24 protein-coding genes are annotated in these 23,046 nt (G+C 58.6%); 12 read left to right on the top strand and 12 right to left on the bottom strand.

What is annotated here, in order from left to right; genetic code table 11:
* The first annotated feature begins 160 nt into the window (after positions 1 to 160).
* Genes LKR43_RS12020 through LKR43_RS12005 form a run of 4 tightly spaced genes read left to right on the top strand, consistent with a single transcriptional unit; the run spans position 161 to position 2,117 of the window.
* On the top strand, positions 161 to 325 hold the full coding sequence (locus LKR43_RS12020; RefSeq protein WP_073102607.1) for a rubredoxin: 165 nt from the start codon (positions 161 to 163) through the stop codon (positions 323 to 325).
* Between the two features lie 36 nt (positions 326 to 361).
* The gene (locus LKR43_RS12015) at positions 362 to 955 is read left to right on the top strand and encodes a YqgE/AlgH family protein (RefSeq protein WP_227684305.1); all 594 of its coding nucleotides are present in this window, start codon (positions 362 to 364) and stop codon (positions 953 to 955) included.
* The gene (gene ruvX / locus LKR43_RS12010) at positions 948 to 1,352 is read left to right on the top strand and encodes a Holliday junction resolvase RuvX (RefSeq protein WP_227684304.1); all 405 of its coding nucleotides are present in this window, start codon (positions 948 to 950) and stop codon (positions 1,350 to 1,352) included. The genes LKR43_RS12015 and ruvX overlap by 8 nt, the downstream gene beginning before the upstream one ends.
* Positions 1,353 to 1,364: 12 nt before the next feature.
* Complete coding sequence (locus LKR43_RS12005; protein ID WP_370632107.1) at positions 1,365 to 2,117, top strand: lysophospholipid acyltransferase family protein; 753 nt, start codon at positions 1,365 to 1,367, stop codon at positions 2,115 to 2,117.
* Here the strand turns inward: LKR43_RS12005 and LKR43_RS12000 are convergent.
* From LKR43_RS12000 to mpl, 8 genes are all read right to left on the bottom strand, one after another.
* The gene (locus LKR43_RS12000; RefSeq protein WP_227684302.1) at positions 2,111 to 2,959 is read right to left on the bottom strand and encodes a symmetrical bis(5'-nucleosyl)-tetraphosphatase; all 849 of its coding nucleotides are present in this window, start codon (positions 2,957 to 2,959) and stop codon (positions 2,111 to 2,113) included. The genes LKR43_RS12005 and LKR43_RS12000 overlap by 7 nt on opposite strands.
* A complete protein-coding gene (gene lptG, locus LKR43_RS11995; protein WP_227684301.1) occupies positions 2,956 to 4,134 on the bottom strand; it encodes an LPS export ABC transporter permease LptG in 1,179 nt (392 codons plus the stop codon). Before lptG ends, LKR43_RS12000 begins: the two co-directional genes overlap by 4 nt.
* Before the next feature lie 89 nt (positions 4,135 to 4,223).
* Positions 4,224 to 4,943 (bottom strand): monofunctional biosynthetic peptidoglycan transglycosylase, encoded by a 720-nt coding sequence (mtgA, locus tag LKR43_RS11990; RefSeq protein WP_227684300.1) that lies wholly within the window; start codon positions 4,941 to 4,943, stop codon positions 4,224 to 4,226.
* Positions 4,944 to 4,946: 3 nt separating this feature from the next.
* Positions 4,947 to 5,798, bottom strand: coding sequence for a shikimate dehydrogenase (gene aroE, locus LKR43_RS11985; RefSeq protein WP_227684299.1), 852 nt, complete (start codon positions 5,796 to 5,798; stop codon positions 4,947 to 4,949).
* Positions 5,795 to 6,682 carry an energy transducer TonB gene (locus LKR43_RS11980; protein ID WP_227684298.1) on the bottom strand — a complete coding sequence of 296 codons (888 nt, stop codon included), beginning with the start codon at positions 6,680 to 6,682 and terminating at the stop codon, positions 5,795 to 5,797. Before LKR43_RS11980 ends, aroE begins: the two co-directional genes overlap by 4 nt.
* Positions 6,683 to 6,700: 18 nt before the next feature.
* On the bottom strand, positions 6,701 to 8,587 hold the full coding sequence (locus tag LKR43_RS11975) for a ribonuclease catalytic domain-containing protein (protein ID WP_227684297.1): 1,887 nt from the start codon (positions 8,585 to 8,587) through the stop codon (positions 6,701 to 6,703).
* A 52-nt stretch (positions 8,588 to 8,639) separates the two neighbouring features.
* The gene (locus LKR43_RS11970) at positions 8,640 to 9,245 is read right to left on the bottom strand and encodes a YqiA/YcfP family alpha/beta fold hydrolase (RefSeq protein WP_227684358.1); all 606 of its coding nucleotides are present in this window, start codon (positions 9,243 to 9,245) and stop codon (positions 8,640 to 8,642) included.
* 38 nt (positions 9,246 to 9,283) lie between these two features.
* Positions 9,284 to 10,642, bottom strand: coding sequence for a UDP-N-acetylmuramate:L-alanyl-gamma-D-glutamyl-meso-diaminopimelate ligase (mpl, locus tag LKR43_RS11965; RefSeq protein ID WP_227684296.1), 1,359 nt, complete (start codon positions 10,640 to 10,642; stop codon positions 9,284 to 9,286).
* 97 nt (positions 10,643 to 10,739) lie between these two features.
* On the opposite strand from mpl, the gene LKR43_RS11960 reads away from it, so the two are divergent.
* The 8 genes from LKR43_RS11960 to LKR43_RS11925 all read left to right on the top strand — a co-directional run bounded on the left by LKR43_RS11960 (position 10,740) and on the right by LKR43_RS11925 (position 17,297).
* A complete protein-coding gene (locus tag LKR43_RS11960) occupies positions 10,740 to 11,240 on the top strand; it encodes a TlpA disulfide reductase family protein (RefSeq protein ID WP_227684295.1) in 501 nt (166 codons plus the stop codon).
* A gap of 116 nt (positions 11,241 to 11,356) precedes the next feature.
* On the top strand, positions 11,357 to 11,791 hold the full coding sequence (gene aroQ, locus LKR43_RS11955; protein WP_227684294.1) for a type II 3-dehydroquinate dehydratase: 435 nt from the start codon (positions 11,357 to 11,359) through the stop codon (positions 11,789 to 11,791).
* A gap of 82 nt (positions 11,792 to 11,873) precedes the next feature.
* Positions 11,874 to 12,326, top strand: a complete 453-nt coding sequence (gene accB / locus LKR43_RS11950) for an acetyl-CoA carboxylase biotin carboxyl carrier protein (RefSeq protein ID WP_227684293.1) — start codon at positions 11,874 to 11,876, stop codon at positions 12,324 to 12,326.
* A 3-nt stretch (positions 12,327 to 12,329) separates the two neighbouring features.
* Positions 12,330 to 13,676: an acetyl-CoA carboxylase biotin carboxylase subunit gene (gene accC / locus LKR43_RS11945; protein ID WP_227684292.1), complete on the top strand. Its 1,347-nt coding sequence runs from the start codon at positions 12,330 to 12,332 to the stop codon at positions 13,674 to 13,676.
* 11 nt (positions 13,677 to 13,687) lie between these two features.
* Entirely contained in the window at positions 13,688 to 14,608 is a 921-nt protein-coding gene (gene prmA / locus LKR43_RS11940) for a 50S ribosomal protein L11 methyltransferase (protein ID WP_227684291.1), read from the top strand.
* A 24-nt stretch (positions 14,609 to 14,632) separates the two neighbouring features.
* Positions 14,633 to 15,784 (top strand): zinc-ribbon and DUF3426 domain-containing protein, encoded by a 1,152-nt coding sequence (locus LKR43_RS11935; protein ID WP_227684290.1) that lies wholly within the window; start codon positions 14,633 to 14,635, stop codon positions 15,782 to 15,784.
* An 8-nt stretch (positions 15,785 to 15,792) separates the two neighbouring features.
* On the top strand, positions 15,793 to 16,737 hold the full coding sequence (locus LKR43_RS11930; protein WP_227684289.1) for a carbohydrate kinase family protein: 945 nt from the start codon (positions 15,793 to 15,795) through the stop codon (positions 16,735 to 16,737).
* Between the two features lie 59 nt (positions 16,738 to 16,796).
* Complete coding sequence (locus LKR43_RS11925; protein WP_227684288.1) at positions 16,797 to 17,297, top strand: glycine zipper 2TM domain-containing protein; 501 nt, start codon at positions 16,797 to 16,799, stop codon at positions 17,295 to 17,297.
* Positions 17,298 to 17,369: 72 nt separating this feature from the next.
* Here the strand turns inward: LKR43_RS11925 and LKR43_RS11920 are convergent, their stop codons facing one another.
* The 4 genes from LKR43_RS11920 to LKR43_RS11905 all read right to left on the bottom strand — a co-directional run bounded on the left by LKR43_RS11920 (position 17,370) and on the right by LKR43_RS11905 (position 22,980).
* Entirely contained in the window at positions 17,370 to 17,933 is a 564-nt protein-coding gene (locus LKR43_RS11920; RefSeq protein WP_227684287.1) for a YggT family protein, read from the bottom strand.
* A gap of 140 nt (positions 17,934 to 18,073) precedes the next feature.
* Positions 18,074 to 18,730: a histone H1-like DNA-binding protein gene (locus LKR43_RS11915; RefSeq protein WP_227684286.1), complete on the bottom strand. Its 657-nt coding sequence runs from the start codon at positions 18,728 to 18,730 to the stop codon at positions 18,074 to 18,076.
* 157 nt (positions 18,731 to 18,887) lie between these two features.
* Complete coding sequence (locus LKR43_RS11910; RefSeq protein WP_227684285.1) at positions 18,888 to 20,036, bottom strand: ribonucleotide-diphosphate reductase subunit beta; 1,149 nt, start codon at positions 20,034 to 20,036, stop codon at positions 18,888 to 18,890.
* 19 nt (positions 20,037 to 20,055) lie between these two features.
* Positions 20,056 to 22,980, bottom strand: coding sequence for a ribonucleoside-diphosphate reductase subunit alpha (locus tag LKR43_RS11905; protein ID WP_227684284.1), 2,925 nt, complete (start codon positions 22,978 to 22,980; stop codon positions 20,056 to 20,058).
* Positions 22,981 to 23,046: the final 66 nt, after the last annotated feature.

Here is a 23,046-nt window from a genome sequence, read left to right as displayed (position 1 = left end):
TTGGAACTGGCACAGCAGGATTAATCACACTAGGACATAGTCATATTTGGTTAATATCCAAATGCATGGCTATTGGGTTTAGTAATATTGCCCCCATTCTAATAGAAGCCCAGGGAATCCGCCGGGTTCCGGATTTATACATTTCAGTGAGTAACAAAATATGCGTACATGGATGTGTCTGATTTGCGGTTGGATATATGATGAGGAAGCAGGTCTGCCTGAAGAAGGCATTGCGCCCGGCACCCTCTGGGAAGATGTCCCGCCCAACTGGGTGTGTCCTGAGTGTGGGGCGCGCAAGGAAGATTTTGAATTGATCGAGGTCTAAGCCTATCGCAGTGATTTTGTTCCAGGAGGGCGCATCATGAGCTCGTCAGTCAACCGGTCCGGTTCCGAATCCGGCGTCAACTTGTCCCGGCAACTGTTGCTGGCCATGCCTGGAAAAGTGTCTGGCAACCTGGCCAATACGGTTATCTATTTGTGCGAGCATACCGACCAGGGAGCGCTCGGGCTGGTTATTAACCGGCCTACCGACCTGACCGTCAAAGATCTCCTCAGGCGTATCGATCTCGATCTGTCGCTCGAGATCGGGCCCATCCAGGACGCGCCCGTACACTTCGGTGGTCCCGTGCAAACCGACAGGGGCTTTGTGCTGCATGCTCCTGCAGGCGGCTACAGCTCCAGCATCCAGCTTGGCGAAGTGGCACTGACGACTTCACGCGATGTGCTGCAGGATGTCGCCCAGGGCAAAGGCCCCGAGCAACTGCTGGTCACACTGGGCTATGCGGGGTGGGGCGCCGGGCAACTCGAAAGTGAAATCTCGCAGAATGCCTGGCTGAACGTAGATGCGACCAACGATATTCTGTTCAACACGTCTTGCGAGAACATGTACCAGGTGGCATTGGCCCAACTGGGCATAGATCCTCTTATGCTCACGGGCGCGGCGGGCCATGCCTGACCGTACCTTGCTGGCCTTCGATTACGGCACCAAAAAAATTGGTGTGGCCATAGGCAATACGCTCACCGGTCAGGCCAGGCCGCTTGAAATTCTTTTCCCCGTTACGCGGGTGCAGCGTTTTGCCGCCATCGAGAAACTGCTGCACGACTGGCAGCCCGACAAGGTGGTCGTGGGCCTTCCATTGGCCACCGATGGCTCCGAGCAATATGCCAGCCTGCGTTGCCGCCGGTTTGCCAATCAGCTGCACGGACGCTTTGGCGTCGAGACCGTGCTGGTAGACGAGCGCGGGTCCAGCATGGAGGCGCAGCAAATGCTGGGTAACCACGATCACGATGACGCGATGGCTGCCGCCATTATTCTGCAGCGATACCTCGACGGACTTGCGTCGGAACACTAAAGAGAGACGAATTTGGGGATACTGCTTTTTGTGTTGCGTGCAGTCTGTGTCGTGTTGATGCTGCTTTCGGGTTTGTTCTGCATTGCCCTGATTTTTCCTCTGGCCCCCATAGGGGTGCGGCAGGCCATGGGCCGGCACTGGTCGCGGCTGCTGATGTGGTTTTGCGGTGTCCGCATGCGAGTGCATGGCAAGCCGGCACAGACCGGTGCGGCGCTGTGGGTCGTCAACCACGTGTCCTGGGTTGATATCTTCGTACTGAACAGTGTTCGCACCACAGCCTTTGTGGCCAAGAGCGACATACGGCGTTGGCCGCTCATCGGCTGGCTGGCGCGGGGCATGAATACGGTGTTTATCGAAAGAGGCAATCGCGCCGCCATCCGGTCGGTGACCGAGCAGATGCAGCGTTGTTTCAGCCAGGGTCAGGCGGTCAGTCTGTTCCCGGAAGGCACCACGTCCAGCGGGCTGGATGTTGGTCCCTTCCATGCCAGCCTCTTCGATGCCGCGTTGCGGGCACAGGTTGATGTGCAGCCGGTGGCGCTGCGGTTTTTTCATCGCGGGCAACGCAGCGACTATGTGGCTTTTGTGGGCGAGCAGACCTTGGTGCAGAACCTGTGGTATCTGCTGCGTACGACAGGGGTCGTAGTTGAAGTCGATTTTCTGGATGTGATTTCTGCCCGGGAGTGCGAGCAGTTGGGGCGCAGTCATGCCGCGTCCCGTGCCCATCACCTCATACGCCGGGCGGTGACCGGTACCGGCGCTCAGTGACGACCCGGCTCCTGATATTGATGGCAGGCAATTTGCACCAGCTTGCGATCATGCAGGCGTAGCGCCGTCAGCTGGCGGCCCCATACACAACCCGTGTCCAGGCAGACGGCATCGGGGCGAAGCAGCAGGCCCAGGGTAGACCAGTGGCCGAATGCAACGGTGGTGCCCTGCATGGCGCGGCCTGGCACATCGAACCAGGGCAGAAGGTCGCCATCATCGTCGGGCGCGCCTTTATGAGTGAACTCCATATGGCCCTGGCTTGTGCACATGCGTATGCGGGTCAGGGCATTGATAATCACGCGTCGCCGGTCATGGCCCTGCAGTGTCTCATCCCAATATGCCGGCTCGTTGCCATACATGTGTTTCAGGGCATTCTTCCAGTCAGGGCCCCTGAGCGCAGCTTCTGCTTCTGCGGCCAGCGCAAGGGTTTTTTCCAGGCTCCAGGCAGGCAGTACTCCGGCATGCACCATCAAGTGGCCTTGCTCGTAGTGTGCCAGCGGCCGATGTCGCAGCCAATCCAGCAGCTCATGCGCATCGGGTGCGTTCAGTATATCGTTGAGCGTGTCTGATTTGCCCGGTTTCCTGATGCCGGCGGCAACGGCCAGCAAGTGCAAGTCATGATTGCCCAGCACCACACGGGCGCGGTCTCCCAGGGCCATGACGGTGCGCAGGGTGCCCAGTGAATCGGGCCCGCGGTTGATCAGATCGCCTGTGAACCAGAGGCGGGCGTCGTGGTCGGCGGCAATATCGGGGTGTGCCAGCAAGCTCTGCAAAGGTATGCAGCAGCCTTGCAGGTCGCCTATCATCCAGATGCTGGAACAGCTGTTTTCTGCAGGGTTCATACCGAGGACTTACTCCAGGGCCAGCGAGTCTGGTTGAAGCGCCGCACGTTATGCTGGTTCTCCATGAGCGTAAGCGCACCCAGTGCGAGTCCCAATGCCGCCAGATTGGGCACAAGCGCAGTTACCCACGGTGCCCACTGGTTCAGCATGCCCACATTCAGTGCAAGCTGGTTCAGCATGAAAAAGCCCACACCCAGCAAAATGCCGATGAAGACCTTGCTGCCCACGCCGCCACGGCGTGTCTGCATGAAACTGATGGGTGCTGCAATGGTGATCATGACCAGCAAGGTAAATGGGTAGGCCATTTTCCGCCACAGGGCGACCACCTGCCTTTCAGTTTGCAGGTGATTGCTCTCCAGGTAGTCGATATAGTCCACCAGCACACGTATGGACATGCGCTCTGGCGTCAGGATGCGCGCGATCAGCCTTTCCGGAGTCAGGCTGGTCGTTATTGTACGTTCGGGCAGGGTTTCGAGGTGGGTCAGGGGCTCGTGCGGCTGTACCGCGTCGGCCAGGGTCGAGATGGAGTTGACCTCGATGGAGGTTTGCTGCACTTCGCTCAGGATCAGCGAGCCCTCGGAAAAATGCCCCCGGCTGGCTACCGAGTAGGTGGCCAGCTCTTGTCCGTTCTTGAACTCATACAGCGTGACGTCTGCGACGTTGCCACCGGACTTGAGCTGTGCGATGTTGATGATGCGTGTGCCATCGTCGCCGTCGGATTCCTTGAACCAGTATCCGCTGTTCAGGCGGCCGCCACCCGCCTTGCCCAATAGGGTCAGGCTGGCTTCGCTGGACTTGATCTCGGCAGCCGGAGTAATGATTTCAGACAGCAGGAAGGCGCAAAACACCAGGGGTATGGTCAGTATCCAGAGCATGGCCAGCAGCTTCAGGCCGCTGACACCCGAGACGCGCAGGATAACCAGCTCGTTGCGCTGCGCCAGACCCGCCAGTGCCAATATGGCGCCGATCAGCAGCCCGATGGGGAGCAAGTCATACAGCGTTGTCGGCAAGGCCAGCGCCTGCATGTAGAACAGATTGAGCAGGGTGAACTGATTGCTGATGTCTTCCAGCTGTTCGATGAGGGCGAAAAACGTGAACAGACCAATCAGCGCCATCAGGACGACGGCGGTGGATCTATAGATTTCTCGGGCAAGGTAACGGCGAGCAGTACGCATTGAACTGATTTTATGCCTGAACAGGCCAGCACGGATGAAACCGCAAGCTTAACATTTGCCGATGCTGCTTCCCTGGCCCGACGACGCGTCTAGGGGATAACCACCTGATGCATGCGTTTTTGTATGGTGTTGGTACGCGAACGCAGGTACGAGGTATTGCGATGCGTGTCGTAATAGACAGGGTTAGGCAGCATGGACGCCAGCCTGGCTGACTGGTGTTGGCTCAGGCGTGCAGCACTGGTCTTGAAGTAATGCCTTGCCGCCGCTTCGGCGCCGAAGGTGTCTGCGCCCCATTGGGCAATGTTCAGATAGAGCTCGAGTATGCGTTCCTTACTCATGATCATTTCTATCATGTAGGCCAGGATCAGTTCCTGGCCCTTGCGCAGATAGGTACGTGATCCGGACAAAAACAGGTTCTTGGCCAGCTGCTGCGTAATGGTTGAGCCGCCGCGCCTTTTGCTCTTGCCACGATCGGCCTGTTTCTGGTTGTATTCCCAGGCCTTGCGTATGGCTTCCCACTCGACGCCTTCGTGCGCGACGAAGCCTGAGTCTTCCGATGCCACCACCGCGCGTTTCAGGTTTTTGCTGATCTGGTCGTAAGGAACCCACTGGTATTTGATGGTGGCCTTGGGGTCAGACTCCCGGAGCTCGTTCAGGGTCGCCTTCATGAAGGCGCTGCTGCCGGGATTCTTCACACTGAGCCACAGCACCATCACGAACAGACCGAACAGGTAAAGCAGGCTTGCCGCGACTGCCGCCAGCAAGACGACAGCGACCACTTTGGTTTTATTGATTCTTCGGGCACTCATGGGTCAAGTATAGGACGCCCCGCCACGCAGGGCCTGAAGCACGGATGTTATGTCGGGCCGCACACCGTGCCAGATGGCATAGCTGGCTGCAGCCTGGCCAACCAGCATGCCCAGGCCGTCTGCCACTCTTGCTGCCCCCTGGGCCCTGGCCTGCACCATGAAAGCCGTATCCTCGCTGCCGTACATCATGTCATAGGCCAGGGCACCGGGCGCATAGAGTCCTTCGGGCAGGTCGGGCGGGAGGCCGCCCAGGCTGCTGGACGTGGCATTGATGACAATGTCCCATGGGCCTTGAGCCTGATCCAGTCCGCCCGCCGAAAGCGTTGGCGCGAATCGGGGCAGTTGTTCGAGAACATGATCACGCAGCTGAACGGCACGCTCAGGACTGCGGTTGACTATGCGCAGGCTGGTGCAGCCGGCTTCGAGCAGCGGGAAGACCGCTCCCCGGGCGGCACCACCTGCGCCCACCAGCAATATCTGCTTGCCGGTCGGGTCGCAGTCAAGACGCCTGAGGTCAGTAAGCAAGCCCTCGCCGTCGGTATTGCAGCCATGCACGTGCCCATCCTGCATCCACAGCGTGTTGACGGCGCCTGCCAGGCGGGCACGCGTCGTCAGGTGGTCTTGTGCCAGCGTGTAAGCCTGCTCCTTGAACGGAACGGTGATGTTCAGGCCTGATCCGCCTTGTGCAAAGAACTCATGGCAAGTGCGGGCGAACTCGTCCAGCGGCGCCAGAATACGCTCGTAACGCAGCGTGATGCCGGTCTGGGCGGCGAATGCTTCATGTATGAAGGGTGAGCGGCTGTGCTTGATCGGATTGCCGACCACGCCAAAGAGCAGGGGAGATGTCGTTGTCATGGGGAGCTCGTGGTCAGGTTTTCGTTTTCAAAATGCCATGTGCGCGTAATGGCCAGCACGTCGGTGTGTTCTGCAATGGACGGAGGTAGGGGCGCGAAGGGTGACGCCAGCTGCACGATACGGGCTGCTGCAAGATTCAGGACGGCATGGCTGGAGGGGCGATCGATTTCCACCTTGAGCAGTGAGCCGTCAGCCTTTATATGGACGGTCAGTTGCAGGCTGCCATACAGTTTTCCCCTTGCCTCGGCCGGATAATGCTGGGTACCGAGCAGCTGTATCTTGCTGCGCCAGGCCTCGACGTATTCGGCATAGTCCACCGCGCGGGTGGAAGGGCCCGTAAATTGCCGCCTGGGCTGTGCGTTGTATTGCTCTATGCGCTCTTTGATGGCGCTGATCTGCGCATTCAGTATGAGGCTGTCCTGTTCAAGTTCATCGTCGCCACGGTCGGCAGCGGGTTCGTTCAGATCCGGTTGCAGGCGTTCGGGTGCAGTCTTCTGACGTGACACCAGCAGGGTGTACAGGCGTTGCTGTTCTTCTTCAAGCTCTTGCTGACGCTTGCGCAGCGCGGCCAGGACAACCTGGTCGGCCGATTCCGTTACCGTGCGTGGCAATGGCGTGGAGGCTTGCCCGGTTTCGGCTTCGCCGCCGCCATGCAGCTGATTCTGCGCGAGCATTTCGGGTTGCAGTGGCGCGGTTTCCGATCGCGCATTCACCAGGGTGACCTCCAGCACCGTTGATGCCGGCGCCGGCGCCGGCGGCACCGCGAACTGCAGGGTCAGGACCAGCGCGTGTATTGCCATTGACAACACTAGCGCAATACGCAGGTAGTCGTTGCGGGTTTGGGGTATCCGCAGCAAGGTGGCAGGGGTAGGCGCGCTCTGCATACCGGTCGGCGCAGCGCCTCAGGCCGCAACCACTTCGCGCAGCCGGCAGTCCAGCTCCAGCGCCAGTTCGTCAAAGCCCAGAATGTCGAGCGTCACGATCTGACCACGCTCCAGCTCGGGCAGGGAAGCAACCCGGGTCACAAAAGGTGCGCAGTCCAGGCGTACCAGATCATCGCGTATGACGCTGCCCTGTATGGTGCTGGTGCCTTGTTGCTGCAACCAGCGCAGGCACCAGTAGCGCTCCATGGACGATTGATAGTCGCCCCAGGCGGTGTACTGTGACTCGAAGGCCCCGATAATGGCGTACAGGTCGGCATCCTTGGGCTTGAAAGGTGCGACCAGGCGTGCGGAAACACCGTGCTCGGCTGCTGCCAGTATCTGGCCCTGGTTGATCAGGTCTACATAGCGCCTCAGAGGTGACGTGGACCAGGCATATTGAGGTACACCTATGGCTTCGTGCGGCAGGGCATGGGTAGACATGCGCACGCGGCCCGTCTGTTGCGAGCGATAAATGCCGGGTACGCCATGTTGCGCCAGCAGGCCGCCCCACAGATTGTTGGCCAGTATCATGTATTCGGCCACCAGCCGGTCCAGCGGCGCATTGCGCCGGCGCGGTACCAGGTGCACGGTAGATGCCGGATCATCATGCGGACCATCCAGCACAAACGAGTATTCGACCCGGTTGTTGTTCTCGGGTTTGCCTCGTATCTGTTCGCGTTGGGCGGCCAGGTGTGTTGCCAGGCGCCATAGTGGACGCAGCCATTCACCGTAAGGCAATGGAGCTTGCGGGTTGTCCAGCGCCTCTTCGGTTACCTGCTCGTCCAGTGTGTTGTGGCGCAGGTTTTCCTTTACCGTGATCCGCTCCACCCGTGTCTCGGATGACAGCAGCTCGCCGGTCGCCAGATTTGCCGTTACGTACAGAGACAGGGCCGGACGGGGCTGTCCTGCATCCAGAGAAAATGCGCTGATCAGTTCACCGGGCAGCATGGGAATCTTCAGACCGGGAATGTAAACGGTGGACATGCGGCTGCGGGCCAGCTTGTCGAAGTCGTTGTCACGGCTGATGGCCAGGCCTGGCACGGCAATATGTATGCCCACCTTGACAATATCGCCGTCTACGGGCGTAACCGACAGGGCGTCATCAACTTCTATGGTACTGGTGTCATCCACCGAATAGGCCGTGACATCGGCGAATGGCAGGTCTTTGCCAATCTCGCCCAGCGACACCGGTGCGAACTGTGTGCCCTTGGGGAAGTGCGTGGACAGGAATCGATGTTGATGCAGGGCCAGCGGATGCGGCCAGGCACCCAGCGACAGCAGCAACTGTTCGGGACTGGTGCCGACCTTGCCTACCGCCGCCTCGAAAGCTTTCCATTGCATGGAGTTTTTATCAGGACGGGTAAGCAGCGTGTCGGCCACCTGGGCGATGGGCTCGGGCAGCTTGCCGGCTACCATCTGGTCTATCCACTCTTGTTGCAGGGCGGCCTGGGCCTGTTTCTTTTCAATGGCGGCCAGCGCGGCAGCCAGTATGTCGGGCGGGGCAGGGCGATAGCAGCCCTTGCCGCGCCGATGGAAATAGGCGGGGGCGCTATTCAAGGCGAAGATCAGGGCGGCCTTTTCCACGGCGTTGGGTACATGGCCGAAATAGTCTTCGGCAAAGACGGTCGCTTCAAATTCCTCCTGGGGGGCACATTCCCACAGAAAATCAATTTCCAAAGTTTGCGCCAATGCCTGCGCCTGCTCCAGCAGTTCGGCCGGTGCAGGCTGCTCAAAGCTGAACAGCACGGCGGTGTTCTTTATTTTGCTGCGCTTGCCTGATTCCGACTCCACCTGCATGGTGGAGTCGCTTTGGGAGAAGATTTTCTGCGCCTTGAAGTTGCCGCTTTCTTCGTAAAGAACGTACATAATGATCCGATGGGATGTGCATGGCTGCACATCGTTGGGTAAAGGTGTTAGTTTAGTTTGAAGAGGCGTTGCCAGGCAGCGCAAATGCCAGGACGTCAGGCAGGTATTGGTCGAAATCTGAAATGCCGTGATCGCTGCCTTCCAGGATGTGGCCCTTGCTGCCGCGATACCAGTCAGCCATTTCATGCCAGTCCAGCACTTCGTCGCCTTTGGCTGCCAACAGGTAGTAGCGCTCCGGATGCGCCGGCTTGCCGACTGCCATTGCAGCCAGTTCGTCGACATGCTCCGGTAAAAATACAAACGGTGCGTCGGAATGATACATGGTGTGCTCGCCCACCTGGGTGGCCAGGTCGCGTGCGGCATACACCACGGGATTCATGACGATGGCACGGGCCTTCCAGTGTTCGGCCAGGCAGGTGGCGTAGTAGCCTCCCAGCGATGATCCCGCAATGACCAGGTCTTGCCCGGGCCGCAGGCCACGGGTCTTGATCGCCTGCTCTATCAGATGGTTGCCCAGTGCCAGTGCCTGTTGCGGGCTGGCCGGCAGTTGCGGGCAGACCCACCGGTCGGCCAGGCCACGGTCCTGCAAGGCTTGCGCCATCAGGGTGGCCTTGTATGAGTCGGGAGAAGAGCGAAAGCCGTGCAGATAGAGGATCATGGCGTGCCTGTCGGTAGTGAAGGGCATCAAGCCCGGGCTTATAAGCCGTTCAACAGCTTCTGGTGTATGCCGCCGAAACCGCCGTTGCTCATGACCAGGACAGAGTCGCCAGGCTGGGCCGTCCGGCAGATGGCATCTACCATTTTATCCAGATCGGAGTAGCTGGAGGCTCGATCACCCAGCGGCGCCAGCACCTGGTCCGGATCCCAGCCCAGTGCGTGCTTGCCGCTGGCGGCCCCGAAACAAAAGACCAGATCGGCCTGGCTCAGGGCGTCGGGCAGGCGCGAGGCCATTGCGCCCAGCTTCATGGTGTTGGACCGGGGCTCGAGTACGGCCAGAATCCGCCGTTGGCCCACTTGTTTGCGCAAGCCGGCCAGTGTGGTGGCGATGGCAGTCGGGTGGTGTGCAAAATCGTCGTAGACGTCAACCTGATTGACCGTGCCGCGTAACTCCATGCGTCGCTTCACGCCCTTGAATGCGCACAGAGCTTCGACACCGGCCTCGGGGCTGATGCCCAGGTGCTCTGCGGCAGCCAGGGCGGCCAGCGCATTCATCCGGTTGTGCGGGCCGGTAAGCGACCAGGTGATGGTGCCGATAAGGTCATCCTGGCGCGTGACCTCGAAATGGCTGGCGTGGTCGCCGACATGGGCCTGCCACAGACCATCGGGACCAAAAGTCTGGACCGGGGTCCAGCAGCCTCGGGCCAGTACGCTGTCCAGTGCGGTGTCAATGGCGGGACGTATGATGCGACCCTGCGACGCAATGGTGCGCACAAGATGATGGAACTGGGTTTCTATAGCGGCCAGGTCGGGAAAGATGTCGGCATGGTCGAACTCAAGGTTGTTCAGGATTGCCGTGCGAGGACGGTAGTGGACGAACTTGGAACGCTTGTCGAAGAAGGCAGTATCGTATTCATCCGCTTCGATCACGAACAAGGATCGGTCGGCCTGATAGCGTGCGGAAACCTGCAGGTCATCGGCAATGCCGCCGATCAGGAAATTGGGTTGCCGGCCGGCATGCTCGAGTATCCATGCAAGCATCGAGCTGGTTGTGGTTTTGCCGTGAGTGCCGGCAACGGCCAGCACATGCTGGCCCTGCAGCACATGCTCGCCCAGCCACTGCGGCCCCGACGTATAGGGCAGCCCCTGGTCCAGGATGGCTTCCATCAGGGGATTGCCGCGGGTTACCACGTTACCCACAACGAACAGGTCGGGCTTGAGCGCAAGCTGGTCGGCCTCGAAGCCTTCTGTCAGCCGTATGCCCTGCTCTTGCAATTGGGTGCTCATGGGAGGGTACACGCCGGCGTCGCAGCCTGTTACGGTGTGTCCCGCGGAGCGGGCGATCAGTGCCAGTCCACCCATAAAGGTGCCGCAGATCCCAAGTATATGTAGATGCATTTCTATCCTCCGGGGCTTATTGTAGTGATTCTGGCCGCCCAGTTGAGGGGGTGCTATCATCAACAGGCTGATTGACCTTTACCGGACACCTATTACCATGACACGGCGAATATTTCTGCGCCAGGCCGCAGCTGCTGTGGCAGGCGCTGCCGGGCTGCTCGGGCCCGTCTGGCAGGCCCACGCCGCCACCGACCCCTTCTACGGCCACACCTATCCCGACCTGCAGGGCGGGCAAATCGAGCTCACGCAGTATCTGGGCAAGCCACTGGTGCTGAATTTCTGGGCGACCTGGTGTCCGCCGTGCGTCAAAGAGATGCCTGATCTTGATGCGTTGCATCAAAAGCATACTTCGGTGCATTTCGTCGGGCTGGCTGTAGACACGGCCAAGAATGTCGAGAAGTTCATCCAGAAGGTGCAGGTCAGCTATCCGCTGCTGGTTGCCGGCCATGCAGGCATCAAGCAGATGCGTGATCTGGGCAACAAGAACGGTGGCCTGCCTTTTACGGTTGTTTTCGACGAAAAAGGCCAGATTTCCACGAAAATACTCGGGCAGATCAAGCCCCAGGAGCTCGACGACTATCTCGCCGGCATGCGCTGACCGTGTCGCCCGCGCGATGCAAACATTACGGAATGCAGCTTGGATTTACTAGGCTTTAATGGACAAATGCCGCCATTTAGCGTAAAAAGACGATCTGTCTTCACAAAAAATTTGCCATGGCGCAGCACATCCTCGTTTTGCACGGCCCTAACCTGAACCTGCTCGGTACACGCGAGCCAGATATCTACGGTCGGCAAACCCTGGCGGATATCAATCAACATTTGTCGCAACTGGCTACTGAAAAAGGTGCCGTGCTTACTGCTTTCCAAAGCAATCACGAAGGTGAGCTGGTCGACCGGGTACAGGCCGCCCGTAACGACCAGACTGATTTCATCATTATCAATGCGGCGGCGTACACACATACCAGCGTTGCGCTGCGTGATGCACTGGCTGCCGTAGCTGTTCCTTTTGTCGAAATACATTTGTCCAATGTGCACAAACGGGAATCCTTCCGCCATCATTCCTATCTGGCCGATACGGCACAAGGCGTGATTGCGGGGCTGGGTTCTTTCGGTTATGAAGCAGCCTTACGCTATGCTTTAAGCAACTAGCCACAAGAACGCATTTTTAATTTTTCAACTAACAACACTCGCCCTGTACCATGGTGACAGAGCGATGTCACGGGAAGTTCGTATGGATCTTAGAAAACTGAAAACCTTGATTGACCTCGTTGCAGATTCGGGTATTGCCGAGCTGGAAATTACCGAGGGCGAAGGCAAAGTCAGAATCGTCAAATTCTCGCAATCCGTGCAACCTGTTGCCTACGCCGTTCCTGAGGCAGCCGCGCCAGTTGCGGCGCCGGCAGCTGCTCCTGCAGCCGCCGCCGCGCCCGCTGCCCCCGCAGCGCCGTCCGGTCACGCCGTCAAGGCACCCATGGTGGGTACCTTCTACCGGGCACCCAATCCCGGCGCATCGCCCTTCGTGGAAGTGGGCCAGGCCGTCAAGGAAGGCGAGCCTCTGTGCATTATCGAGGCCATGAAGCTGCTCAACGAGATCGAAGCCGACAAGTCGGGTGTGATCAAGGAAATCCTGGTCGAGAACGGCGAGCCTGTTGAATATGGTCAACCCCTGTTCATTATTGGTTAAACCATGTTTGATAAAATCCTCATAGCCAATCGTGGCGAAATCGCCTTGCGCATTCAGCGCGCATGTCGCGAGCTGGGCGTCAAGACGGTAGTCGTTCATTCCGAAGCTGATCGCGAAGCCAAGTATGTGCGTCTGGCCGATGAGTCGGTATGCATAGGACCGGCTCCGGCACGCGACAGCTATCTGAACATGCCAGCCATTATTTCGGCGGCCGAGGTCACCGATGCCGAAGCCATCCATCCCGGCTACGGTTTTCTGGCAGAAAACGCCGACTTTGCCGAGCGTGTGGAAAAGAGCGGTTTCGTTTTCATCGGCCCTCGTCCCGAATCCATACGCACCATGGGCGACAAGGTTTGTGCCAAGAGGGCCATGATAGATGCCGGTGTGCCGGTCGTGCCCGGTTCGGAAGGCGCCTTGTCCGAAGACCCCGAAGAGATTCTGCGCACCGCGCGCGAGGTTGGCTATCCGGTCATCATCAAGGCGGCGGGTGGCGGTGGTGGTCGCGGCATGCGCGTGGTCTACACCGAAGCCGCCTTGATCAACGCAGTCGCCATGACGCGTAACGAGGCGGGCGCAGCGTTTAACAATCCTGAAGTCTATATGGAGAAGTTCCTTGAGAACCCGCGCCATATCGAAATTCAGGTGCTGGCCGATGGCGGGCGCAATGCCGTCTGGCTGGGCGAGCGCGATTGTTCCATGCAGCGGCGTCACCAGAAAGTCATTGAAGAGGCGCCGGCCCCAGGCATTTCGCGACGTCTCATCGAGCGCATCGGCGAGCGTTGCGCCGAAGCCTGCCGCAAGATGAATTATCGCGGTGCGGGTACCTTCGAGTTCCTGTATGAAAACGGCGAGTTTTTCTTCATAGAAATGAATACCCGCATTCAGGTTGAGCACACGGTGACCGAAATGATTACCGGGCTGGATCTGGTGCAGCAGCAGATCAAGATCGCTGCCGGCGAAAAATTCCTCTTGCGTCAGCGCGACATCGAGTTCCGCGGACACGCCATAGAGTGCCGCATCAACGCGGAAGACCCATTCAAGTTCACGCCCAGTCCTGGCCGCATCACCAACTGGCACACGCCGGGTGGGCCCGGGGTGCGTATGGATTCTCACGTCTTTACCGGCTATACGGTACCGCCCAACTACGACTCCATGATCGCCAAGCTCATTACCTATGGCGACTCGCGCGAGCAGGCTATCGCACGCATGGAAATCGCCTTGTCTGAAATGGTCGTGGAAGGGGTGCAAACCAATATTCTGCTGCATCGCGAGCTCATGCACGACGCACGCTTTGTCGAAGGCGGTACCAGCATTCACTACCTGGAGCACAAGCTCTCGCAGCGGCCGTAAGGAAGAACACCATGCGCGAACTCGTGCTCAATTGTCCCGAGGCGCATGCCGAGGCCTTGTCCGATCTTTTGCTTGAAGCCGGCGTGCTGTCGGTTTCAGTTGAAGATGCTGACGGCGATACCGATGCCGAGCGTCCGCTCTTTGGCGAGCCGGGGCTTGAGCCCGAGGTGCAGGCCTGGGACCGGAACCTGCTGGTGGCATTGCTGCCCGACGGTCTCGATCCGGCTCAGGTTGTCGAGCAGCTGTGTGATGCGGGCTACGATGAATATCAGAACGGCCAATGGAGCACCCGCGATGTTCCAGATGCCGACTGGGTTCGTCTGACGCAATCCCAGTTCCAGCCTATACAGGTGGGGGAACGCATCTGGATCGTGCCAAGCTGGCATCGTGACAGTCCCGATGTGCCGGCCAGGCAAGATGAAGCCGGTGGTGCCATTCATATAGAGCTTGATCCAGGCCTGGCCTTTGGCACGGGCAGCCACCCCACTACGCATCTGTGTCTGGAATGGCTGTCGGCTCATGTGCAGGGTCAGGAAACGCTGCTCGATTACGGCTGCGGTTCCGGCATACTGGCGATCGCCGCCAGGAAGCTGGGCGCGGGCGACACGCATGCCGTCGATATCGACGAGCAGGCGGTGCAATCGACCCGTTACAATGCAGAGGTGAATCAGGTGTCGCTCAAGGCCATGCTGCCCAACGATCTTCCCGACGGGCAGTATCAATTGGTCGTGGCGAACATTCTGTCCAGCCCCTTGAAGTTGCTGGCGCCCATGCTGTCGAACCGTGTTCAGCCTGGTGGCCATCTGGTGCTTTCCGGAGTCCTTGAGCGCCAGGCCGCCGAAGTTGCGCAAGCCTATGCTCCCTGGCTGACCATGGAAGTATGGCAGGCCCGCGACGGCTGGGTATGCTTGCACGGACACCGTCTTGCCTGAGCGCACTGCTCATTTTTTACGCTTATGGATCTGACCACGCGCTGCCCCGAATGCGGCACTACGTTTTCCGCCAGCCTTGCACAGCTGCAGCTGCGCAAGGGCTATATCCGTTGCGTCAAATGCGCCCATATTTTTGACGGATACGAGGCGGTGGTATCTACAGGGGCCGGGGCCACAGCCTCGCCAGCCGCACCCCGCGACCCTGTCGTTCATCACGAGCCTTCGCTGCCGTCAGTGCCGGCTGTGCCGAAAACAACGCAAACCTCGCACGAGCCAAGCCTGCCCAGCGTTTTAAGGCAGCGTCCCGTGTCAGCCAACGAGCCGGTGCATCACATATCGGCCACCAAGGCGGAAACAGATTCCGCCTTTACCATTTCAACACCAGACGATAACTCAACGCAGGCTTCGGGTCCGGCGCCTGCATTTCATCTGGGCGAGGGACATGACAGGACCAGGCCCGAACCGACCTTGGGTTCCGTGCATTCCGCCGCCGCAGAGTCTGTTGATCCCGTGGTTCACAGCCGCGATGGTCGTGAGGAACTCCGTGTATCAGGGCTTTACGTCGAACCCCGGCGCGATAGTGGCGGGTCGCGGCATCCCGATAAAGCGCGCGGTGCTTCTGCGCTCGAGCATGATGGCGCGCATCGCGGCAGCATGGGCCGGTTGCTGTGGGGCGTGCTTGTATTACTGGGTGTGCTGCTTCTGCTGGCGCAGCTGGTTTATGTTTACCGGGCTCCGATCGCCAACAATGTGCCGGCTTTGCGCCCGGTGCTGGAGAACGCATGCGTTTCGCTTGAATGCCGGATTCCTTATGCGCGGCAGATAGACCAGATTGCCATCATGAGTTCTTCATTGCGGTCCGGAACCCCGGCTGCCGCGGTCGCGGCGGCGGCGCCTGATGCTGCGGCCAAGGGTGATGACGCACCAGTCATGTTGCTGCAGCTGGTTCTGCGCAACAACTACGACAAACCGCAGGAATGGCCCACGCTGGTGCTGGATCTGACCGATTTGTCGGGTACCCGTGTGGCGCGAAAGAACCTTCCGCCTCAAAGCTATTTGCCGGCGGAGATCCTGAGCGGGCCATTCAGGGCCGGAAGCGAAATATCCATTGAGGTGCCGATCGTGATGAAGGAAGCAAAAGTGAACGGCTACCAACTCGACAAATTTTTCCATTAAAAGCAGACATGACTGACAAAGTTCTTATATGCGGGTCGGTGGCTTTCGACACCATTACGGTGTTTGAAGGTCATTTCAAGGATCATATTCTGGCCGACAGCATACAGTCGCTCAGCGTTTCGTTCTTTGTGCCCACGATGCGCAAGGAATATGGCGGTTGTGCCGGCAATATTGCCTACAACCTGAGCCTGCTGGATGGCCGGCCCGTGCCGGTCGGTACGGTGGGGCCCGATGCGTCAGACTATATCGCGTACATGCAGCAGCTCGGCATGGATACCAGCATGATACGGGTGCTGCCCGACATGTATACGCCACAGTGCTTTATCACAACCGATCTGGACAACAACCAGATTGCGTCCTTTCATCCGGGCGCGATGATGCGCTCGGCGGAAAACGACCTGAGCGGACAGAACGCCGCCTGGGCAATCGTGGCGCCCGATTCCAAAGACGGCATGTTTGCGCACGCGCGCCGTCTGCACGCCCAGGGCACTCCCTTCATCTTCGACCTTGGGCAGGCCATGCCGCTATTCTCGGGCGAAGACCTGGAAGCAATGCTGCCGATGGCCAGAATACTGACGGCCAACGACTATGAAGCCAGTGTCATCGAACAGCGCACCGGGCGCAGCATGGCGGATATTGCCAGGACCATGCAGGCGGTTGTGGTAACACGGGGCGCCGAAGGTGCAACACTTTATGCCGATGGCACCGAGACCCACATCGAGCCGGTCAAGGCCAGCGAGATCATCGATCCTACCGGTTGTGGTGATGCACACCGTGCCGGTTTGTTATACGGGCTTACCAAAAACTGGTCGCTGATCGATGCCTGTCGTTTGGCTAACGCTATGGGTAGCTTTAAAATTGCATCCAGGGGGCCGCAGAATCATCGCCCCAGCCGTGCAGATATCAGCGCTGTATTGAAGCAGTACTATGGTCTGACATTGCTGGATCAGTAACCACACGACTGAGTCTGGCGCAGGCGCCTGGTCTCACATGTGTTTTACAAGGAGTCTCTATGAGTTCATCCCTTCTTTCGCCCGCAGGCGGGCGCCCTGCTCGCCTCCTTGTCATGGCTGCCCTTGCCGGTTCACTGACAGTGCTGGCCGGCTGCGCCAATGATACCGCCTCTTCGTCCGTATACACCTACGGGCAGGCGCAACGCGAACAGATAGTGCGCCTGGGAACGGTTGAGTCCGTACGCACAGTTACCATCCAGAAGGATCGCACCAGCGGCGCCGGCGCCCTGGCAGGAGGCGCTCTGGGCGGGGTGGCTGCCAGCTCTATTGGTGGTGGCACGGGTCAGGTTCTGGCCACCATAGGTGGCGGCCTGTTGGGTGCCATGGCGGGCAATGCCGTCGAGAACAACATGGGCAAATCCCAGGGGCTGGAAATAACGGTCAGGCTCGACAACGGCGAGACCCGGGTGATTGCCCAGGCAGCCGATGTTGCCATCAGCCAGGGACAGCGTGTGCGCGTCATCAGCGGCAACGGCCCGACGCGTGTCGCTCCGATGTAATCGCATCTTTGGCAGCAGATAAAACAACAGGCGCTCAGGCGCCTGTTGTTTTATCTGCGCAATGATTCAAGGCTATACGCCAAAGAGCGTGTAGGCAACACGCTGAACCACCATCATGGCCACCTGTGCCAGCACCAGCAGAACCAGTGGTGACAGATCAAGTCCGCCCAGGTTGGGCATGATGCGGCGTATGGGATCGAGCAAGGGCGCCGTCAGGGTGTGCAGCACCGGCATGATGGGTGCCATGGGATTTACCCACGACAGGATTGCCTGTATCAGGGTAGCCCAGAGGATCAGGTTGAATGCCCATTTGAGCATGGTCATGAATGCGGCGAGTACGGCCGGCAGCAGGCTTTGCACAGCGGGCAGCGCGCCGGTCAGCAAGGTCCAGGAAAGCAGCAGGAAGATCAGTGCGGTCAGCCAGCACGCCAGCAGGGTGGGCCAGTCGATACGGTTGCCCGGGCTGAGGACCTTGCGCAAAGGCTGAACCAGCCAGTTGGTCAGGCGCAGCACTGCTTGCGAGTAGGGATTGAACGGATGCAGCCGTATTGCAAAGACCCAGGCCCGGATAAGCAAGGCTATGCCGAACAGCGAGAACACAATGCTGATAATGAAATGAAGAATGTCACTTACCATGGTTGGATTGCATGTAATTTCAAACGGTCATTGTCGCACGCCTGTGTATCGCCCGAAAATATTATATTGATCACCCAAAAGAGAACTGCCCGACAGGGTCGGGCAGTTTGGTCAGGCTTTTAGAGAGAACACATTACGCGTCAGGGGCGGCCGCCGGTCGGGAAGGGCCACGATGCTGCCGGGTTAACGGTTTTCTTTGCTTCAGGCGCCGGGTTGTTTGCCTTGGCTGTTTTGGCAGCCGCTTTGGCACTAGGCTTTTTTGGCGCTGCTGCTTTCTTGGCTGGAGCCTTCTTGGCCGGTGCTTTTTTTGCGGGTGCTGCTTTCTTGGCTACTGCCTTTTTAGCGGGAGCTTTCTTGGCAACGGCTTTCTTTGCAGGCGCTTTCTTGGCTGGTGCCTTCTTGGCTACGGCTTTCTTTGCTGGTGCTTTTTTAGCAACGGCCTTCTTGGCTACGGCTTTTTTGGCTGGTGCTTTCTTTGCTACGACTTTCTTTGCTGGTGCTTTTTTCGCGGGTGCTTTCTTTGCAACAGCTTTCTTGGCTACCGCTTTTTTAGCAACGACTTTTTTTGCCGGTGCTTTCTTGGCTACGGCTTTTTTAGCAACAGCTTTCTTGGCAGGCGCTTTCTTCGCTACGACTTTCTTGGCAGGGGCTTTCTTGGCGACTGCTTTCTTTGCGGGTGCTGCTTTCTTTGCTGCTGCCGCTTTCTTTACAGCGACTTTCTTAGCGGGTACTGCCTTCTTGGCGGGTGCAGCTTTTTTAGCTGCCGCTTTCTTGGCGGCCTTTTTGGCTGTTGCCATAGTAATGCTCCTTGAGGTCGAGTCTAAGAGGACGTCCACCCATTTGATATGGCCCCCACGCAATGTGTGCGACCCATCTCAAATGGCGCAAGCGTGCAAAGCATATAGCACCTTGCACGCCTAGAGTCTAACGTAAGCCTTTACTATCTTCCAAGCATTATTCCCAGCTTAACGCCCCGCCGGTCTGATATTCGATGACACGCGTCTCAAAAAAGTTGCGCTCTTTCTTCAGGTCTATCATTTCAGCCATCCATGGAAATGGATTTTCTTCTTGCGCGAAAAGAGGTTCAAGACCGATTTGCTGGCAGCGCCGGTTGGCAATAAAACGCAAATATGATTTGAACATTGATGCGTTCAAACCCAGCACGCCGCGAGGCATGGTGTCTTCAGCGTAAGCATATTCAAGGTCTACAGCCTTTTTGAACAACTCGCGCAGCTCTTCGCGAAACTCGGCTGTCCATAAGTGCGGGTTCTCAAGCTTGATGGTGTTGATGAGATCGATGCCGAAATTGCAGTGCATGGATTCATCGCGAAGTATGTACATGTACTGCTCGGCCGCGCCCGTCATTTTGTTCTGACGGCCCAGCGCAAGTATTTGCGTAAAACCAACATAAAAGAACAAGCCTTCCATCAGGCATGCGAAAACAATCAGCGACTTGAGCAAGGTCTGATCGGCTTGCGGCGTGCCCGTCTGGAAGTTGGGATCGGCAATCACGTCGATGAACGGAATCAGAAATTCATCTTTGGCGCGGATCGAAGGGACTTCGTTGTAGGCATTGAAGATCTCGGCTTCGTCAAGATCAAGGCTCTCGACGATGTACTGATAGGCATGCGTGTGTATTGCTTCTTCAAAGGCCTGGCGCAGCAGGAACTGCCTGCATTCAGGCGCAGTGATGTGACGGTAAGTGCCCAGAACAATATTGTTGGCGGCCAGGGAGTCGGCCGTGACGAAGAAGCCAAGATTGCGTTTGACGATGCGGCGCTCGTCTTCGGTCAGGCCGTTCGGATTCTTCCAGAGCGCGATGTCGCGCGACATATTGATCTCTTGGGGCATCCAGTGATTGGCGCAGGTTGCCAGATACTTTTCCCAGGCCCATTTATATTTGAAAGGCACCAGCTGGTTGACGTCGGTTGTGCCATTGATGATGCGCTTGTCAGCAGCACGAACGCGGCGGCTCGAGTCGGACGGGGCGCTGGCAGCAGCGGCCGGAGCCGCCGCGCTGTTGTCCGGAGCTTGTCGTTGTGGTGTGGCGCCATGGCCGTTGGTGGCTGGCGCTGTGGCGGGGGTGTCGTCCCAGTTCAACATAATGATTTCCTGTGTTCGATTATTGGCAGGCTTCGCATTCTTCGAAGCCTTCGTCACCTGGCCGCATGGTGCATACGGCGCCCAGCACTTCGGCTTCGGGCAATGCTGCGACTGCAGGAGCGGCAGCGGCTGCCACCGGGCTGGTGCCCGCGCCAGACGAGACGGCATTCAGCTCGCCGCCGCGGCCGGTCGATTTCTCGGCGTTGGTGGCGCCGATGGAGCGCAGGTAATAAGTGGTTTTCAGGCCACGCACCCAGGCCAGCTTGTAGATGTCATCGAGCTTCTTGCCCGAGACGCCTGCCATGAAGATATTCAGCGACTGAGCCTGGTCTATCCATTTGGACCGGCGCGCAGCGCATTCGACGACCCAGGTTGGATCAATTTCGAAAGCCGTTGCGTAGAGCTCGCGCAGATCGGACGGAATGCGATCGATGCGTGCCAGGCTGCCGTCAAAATACTTCAGGTCGGCGACCATGACTTCATCCCACAGCTTGCGCTCTTTGAGGTCACGTACGAGGTAGTCGTTGACGACCGTGAACTCGCCCGACAGGTTGGACTTGACGTACAGGTTGCGGTAGTTGGGCTCGATGCAAGGCGATACACCAATAATGTTCGAGATGGTGGCGGTGGGGGCGATTGCCACGCAGTTCGAGTTGCGCATGCCGTATTGCTTGATGTGCGCGCGCAGGGAATCCCAGTCCAGGGTGCTGCTGTCATCGACTTCGACGTAGCCGCCACGCTCTTCGCGCAATAGTGCGAGAGTGTCTTGAGGCAGAATGCCGCGATCCCACAGCGAACCCTTGAAGCTGGCGTAGTGGCCGCGCTCGGCTGCCAGCTTGCTGGAGGCCCAGTAGGCGTAATAGCAAGCCGCTTCCATGGAGCGGTCGGAAAACTCGACGGCGGCATCGGAGGCAAACGGCACACGCATCATGTGCAGGCAGTCCTGGAAGCCCATCACACCCATGCCCACCGGACGGTGACGCACGTTGGAGTTACGGGCCTTGGGCACGGCGTAGTAGTTGATGTCGATCACGTTATCGAGCATGCGCATGGCGATGGTCGTCGTGCGCTCGAGCTTTTCGTGATCCAGGACGTATTGCCCGCCGGCGTCCTGTTTCATGTGGGCAGCCAGGTTGATGGAACCCAGGTTGCAAACCGCGATCTCGCTGTCGTTGGTATTGAGCGTGATCTCGGTGCACAGGTTCGAGCTGTGGACGACACCCACGTGCTGCTGGGGTGAGCGGATGTTGCAAGGATCCTTGAAGGTGATCCAGGGATGTCCGGTTTCAAACAGCATGGACAGCATCTTGCGCCACAATGAGGTGGCCGAGATTTTCTTGAACAGTGTCAGCTCGCCGCGCGCAACCTTGTCTTCGTAGCCCAGATAGGCAGCTTCGAATTCCTTGCCGTACTTATCGTGCAGGTCGGGCGCATCGGAGGGCGAGAACAGCGTCCATTCGCCGTTTTCCATAACGCGCTTCATGAACAGGTCGGGAATCCAGTTGGCGGTATTCATGTCGTGCGTGCGGCGGCGTTCGTCACCTGTGTTCTTGCGCAGCTCGAGGAACTCTTCGATATCCAGGTGCCACGATTCCAGATAGGCGCATACCGCGCCTTTGCGCTTGCCGCCCTGGTTGACCGCAACGGCGGTGTCGTTGACGACCTTCAGGAATGGCACCACGCCCTGGCTTTCACCGTTGGTGCCCTTGATGTGACTGCGCAAGGCGCGCACGGGCGTCCAGTCGTTGCCCAGACCACCGGCATACTTGGCCAGCAGGGCGTTTTCCTTGATGGCGTCGTAGATGCCGGCCAGGTCGTCGGAGACCGTGGTGAGGTAGCAGGACGACAGCTGCGAATGCACAGTGCCCGAGTTGAACAGCGTGGGCGTCGAGCTCATGAAATCGAAGGATGAGAGGATCTCGTAGAACTCGATGGCACGTGCTTCACGATCGATTTCATTCAGGGCCAGACCCATGGCCACGCGCATGAAGAAAACCTGGGGCAGTTCGATGCGACGGCCACGCAGGTGCAGGAAGTAGCGGTCGTACAGGGTTTGCAGGCCAAGGTAATTGAACTGTAGGTCGCGTTCGGCCTTCAGCGCCGCGCCCAGTTTGGGCAGGTCGAACTGGCTCAGTTTCTCGTCGAGCAGCTCGCCTTCAATGCCGGCTTGCAGGAACTTGGGGAAGTATTCGGCGTAGCGGGTGGACATCTCGGCCTGGGAAACTTCTTCACCCAGGACTTCCTTGCGGATCGTATGCAGCAATAGCCTTGCAGTGACCTGGCTGTACGAGGGGTCGTTCTCGACCATGGCTCTTGCCGAGAGGATGGCAGACTTGAAGACTTCATCGACCGGGATGCCGTCGTAGATATTCTTGACGGTTTCCTTGAGGATGCCTTCTACATCAATTTCGTGTGGCAGGTTTTGGCCTGCTTCGGTAATGGTGGCGCGCAGCTGGGCCAGGTCGAGCGGGCGCACAATGCCGTTGTCGGTCACATTGAGTGCGGGCTCTGCGGCGGGGGCGGGTGCCGCCGTATTCTGCGCGCGCTCCTGGGAGCGTTTTTCGCGATACAGCACATAGGCACGCGCCACGTCGTGCTCACCGGAACGCATCAGTGTCAGTTCGACCTGGTCTTGAATTTCTTCTATATGGAAGGTACCGCCGCTGGGACGGTTGCGCACCAGGGCGTTGACGACCTGAGCCGTCATGGTTTCAACCAGTTCACGCACGCGGGCCGAGGCCGCACCTTGCCCGCCATTGACGGCCAGAAAGGCCTTGGTCATGGCAATGGCAATCTTGCCTGGTTCGAAGCCGACCACTACGCCATTGCGACGGATGATATGGAAATTGCTCCATTGCGTGTCGCGACCGCTTTCGACGGGGGCCGGTGGGCTTGAGGGGCGAAGAGCGGCGGTGCCGGACTCGGGTGCTTGAGTAGTTTGCATTGATGCTCCTGGGGTGAAAATGGCGCGCAAAAGGGCGCAAGTTCAACAGCGTTTCGTTTGGTGGTA

Origin of the sequence: Pusillimonas sp. MFBS29, assembly GCF_020687695.1 — a bacterium.
GTDB lineage: Bacteria > Pseudomonadota > Gammaproteobacteria > Burkholderiales > Burkholderiaceae_B > Pusillimonas_C.
Note: the sequence above shows the minus strand (reverse complement) of the source record. Positions and strands in the feature narration are given on the sequence as shown.

Coding starts and splice junctions, on each gene's coding strand:
- accC (WP_227684292.1), top strand. CDS start 12,330: ATGTTTGATAAAATCCTCATAGCCAATCGTGGCGAAATCGCCTTGCGC.
- aroE (WP_227684299.1), bottom strand. CDS start 5,798: ATGACAACGACATCTCCCCTGCTCTTTGGCGTGGTCGGCAATCCGATC.
- LKR43_RS11960 (WP_227684295.1), top strand. CDS start 10,740: ATGACACGGCGAATATTTCTGCGCCAGGCCGCAGCTGCTGTGGCAGGC.
- LKR43_RS11980 (WP_227684298.1), bottom strand. CDS start 6,682: ATGCAGAGCGCGCCTACCCCTGCCACCTTGCTGCGGATACCCCAAACC.
- mtgA (WP_227684300.1), bottom strand. CDS start 4,943: ATGAGTGCCCGAAGAATCAATAAAACCAAAGTGGTCGCTGTCGTCTTG.
- LKR43_RS11920 (WP_227684287.1), bottom strand. CDS start 17,933: ATGGTAAGTGACATTCTTCATTTCATTATCAGCATTGTGTTCTCGCTG.
- LKR43_RS11910 (WP_227684285.1), bottom strand. CDS start 20,036: ATGTTGAACTGGGACGACACCCCCGCCACAGCGCCAGCCACCAACGGC.
- LKR43_RS12000 (WP_227684302.1), bottom strand. CDS start 2,959: ATGAACCCTGCAGAAAACAGCTGTTCCAGCATCTGGATGATAGGCGAC.
- ruvX (WP_227684304.1), top strand. CDS start 948: ATGCCTGACCGTACCTTGCTGGCCTTCGATTACGGCACCAAAAAAATT.
- prmA (WP_227684291.1), top strand. CDS start 13,688: ATGCGCGAACTCGTGCTCAATTGTCCCGAGGCGCATGCCGAGGCCTTG.
- LKR43_RS12020 (WP_073102607.1), top strand. CDS start 161: ATGCGTACATGGATGTGTCTGATTTGCGGTTGGATATATGATGAGGAA.
- LKR43_RS11925 (WP_227684288.1), top strand. CDS start 16,797: ATGAGTTCATCCCTTCTTTCGCCCGCAGGCGGGCGCCCTGCTCGCCTC.
- mpl (WP_227684296.1), bottom strand. CDS start 10,642: ATGCATCTACATATACTTGGGATCTGCGGCACCTTTATGGGTGGACTG.
- LKR43_RS11915 (WP_227684286.1), bottom strand. CDS start 18,730: ATGGCAACAGCCAAAAAGGCCGCCAAGAAAGCGGCAGCTAAAAAAGCT.
- lptG (WP_227684301.1), bottom strand. CDS start 4,134: ATGCGTACTGCTCGCCGTTACCTTGCCCGAGAAATCTATAGATCCACC.
- LKR43_RS11935 (WP_227684290.1), top strand. CDS start 14,633: ATGGATCTGACCACGCGCTGCCCCGAATGCGGCACTACGTTTTCCGCC.
- LKR43_RS11930 (WP_227684289.1), top strand. CDS start 15,793: ATGACTGACAAAGTTCTTATATGCGGGTCGGTGGCTTTCGACACCATT.
- aroQ (WP_227684294.1), top strand. CDS start 11,357: ATGGCGCAGCACATCCTCGTTTTGCACGGCCCTAACCTGAACCTGCTC.
- LKR43_RS11970 (WP_227684358.1), bottom strand. CDS start 9,245: ATGATCCTCTATCTGCACGGCTTTCGCTCTTCTCCCGACTCATACAAG.
- accB (WP_227684293.1), top strand. CDS start 11,874: ATGGATCTTAGAAAACTGAAAACCTTGATTGACCTCGTTGCAGATTCG.
- LKR43_RS11905 (WP_227684284.1), bottom strand. CDS start 22,980: ATGCAAACTACTCAAGCACCCGAGTCCGGCACCGCCGCTCTTCGCCCC.
- LKR43_RS12015 (WP_227684305.1), top strand. CDS start 362: ATGAGCTCGTCAGTCAACCGGTCCGGTTCCGAATCCGGCGTCAACTTG.
- LKR43_RS11975 (WP_227684297.1), bottom strand. CDS start 8,587: ATGTACGTTCTTTACGAAGAAAGCGGCAACTTCAAGGCGCAGAAAATC.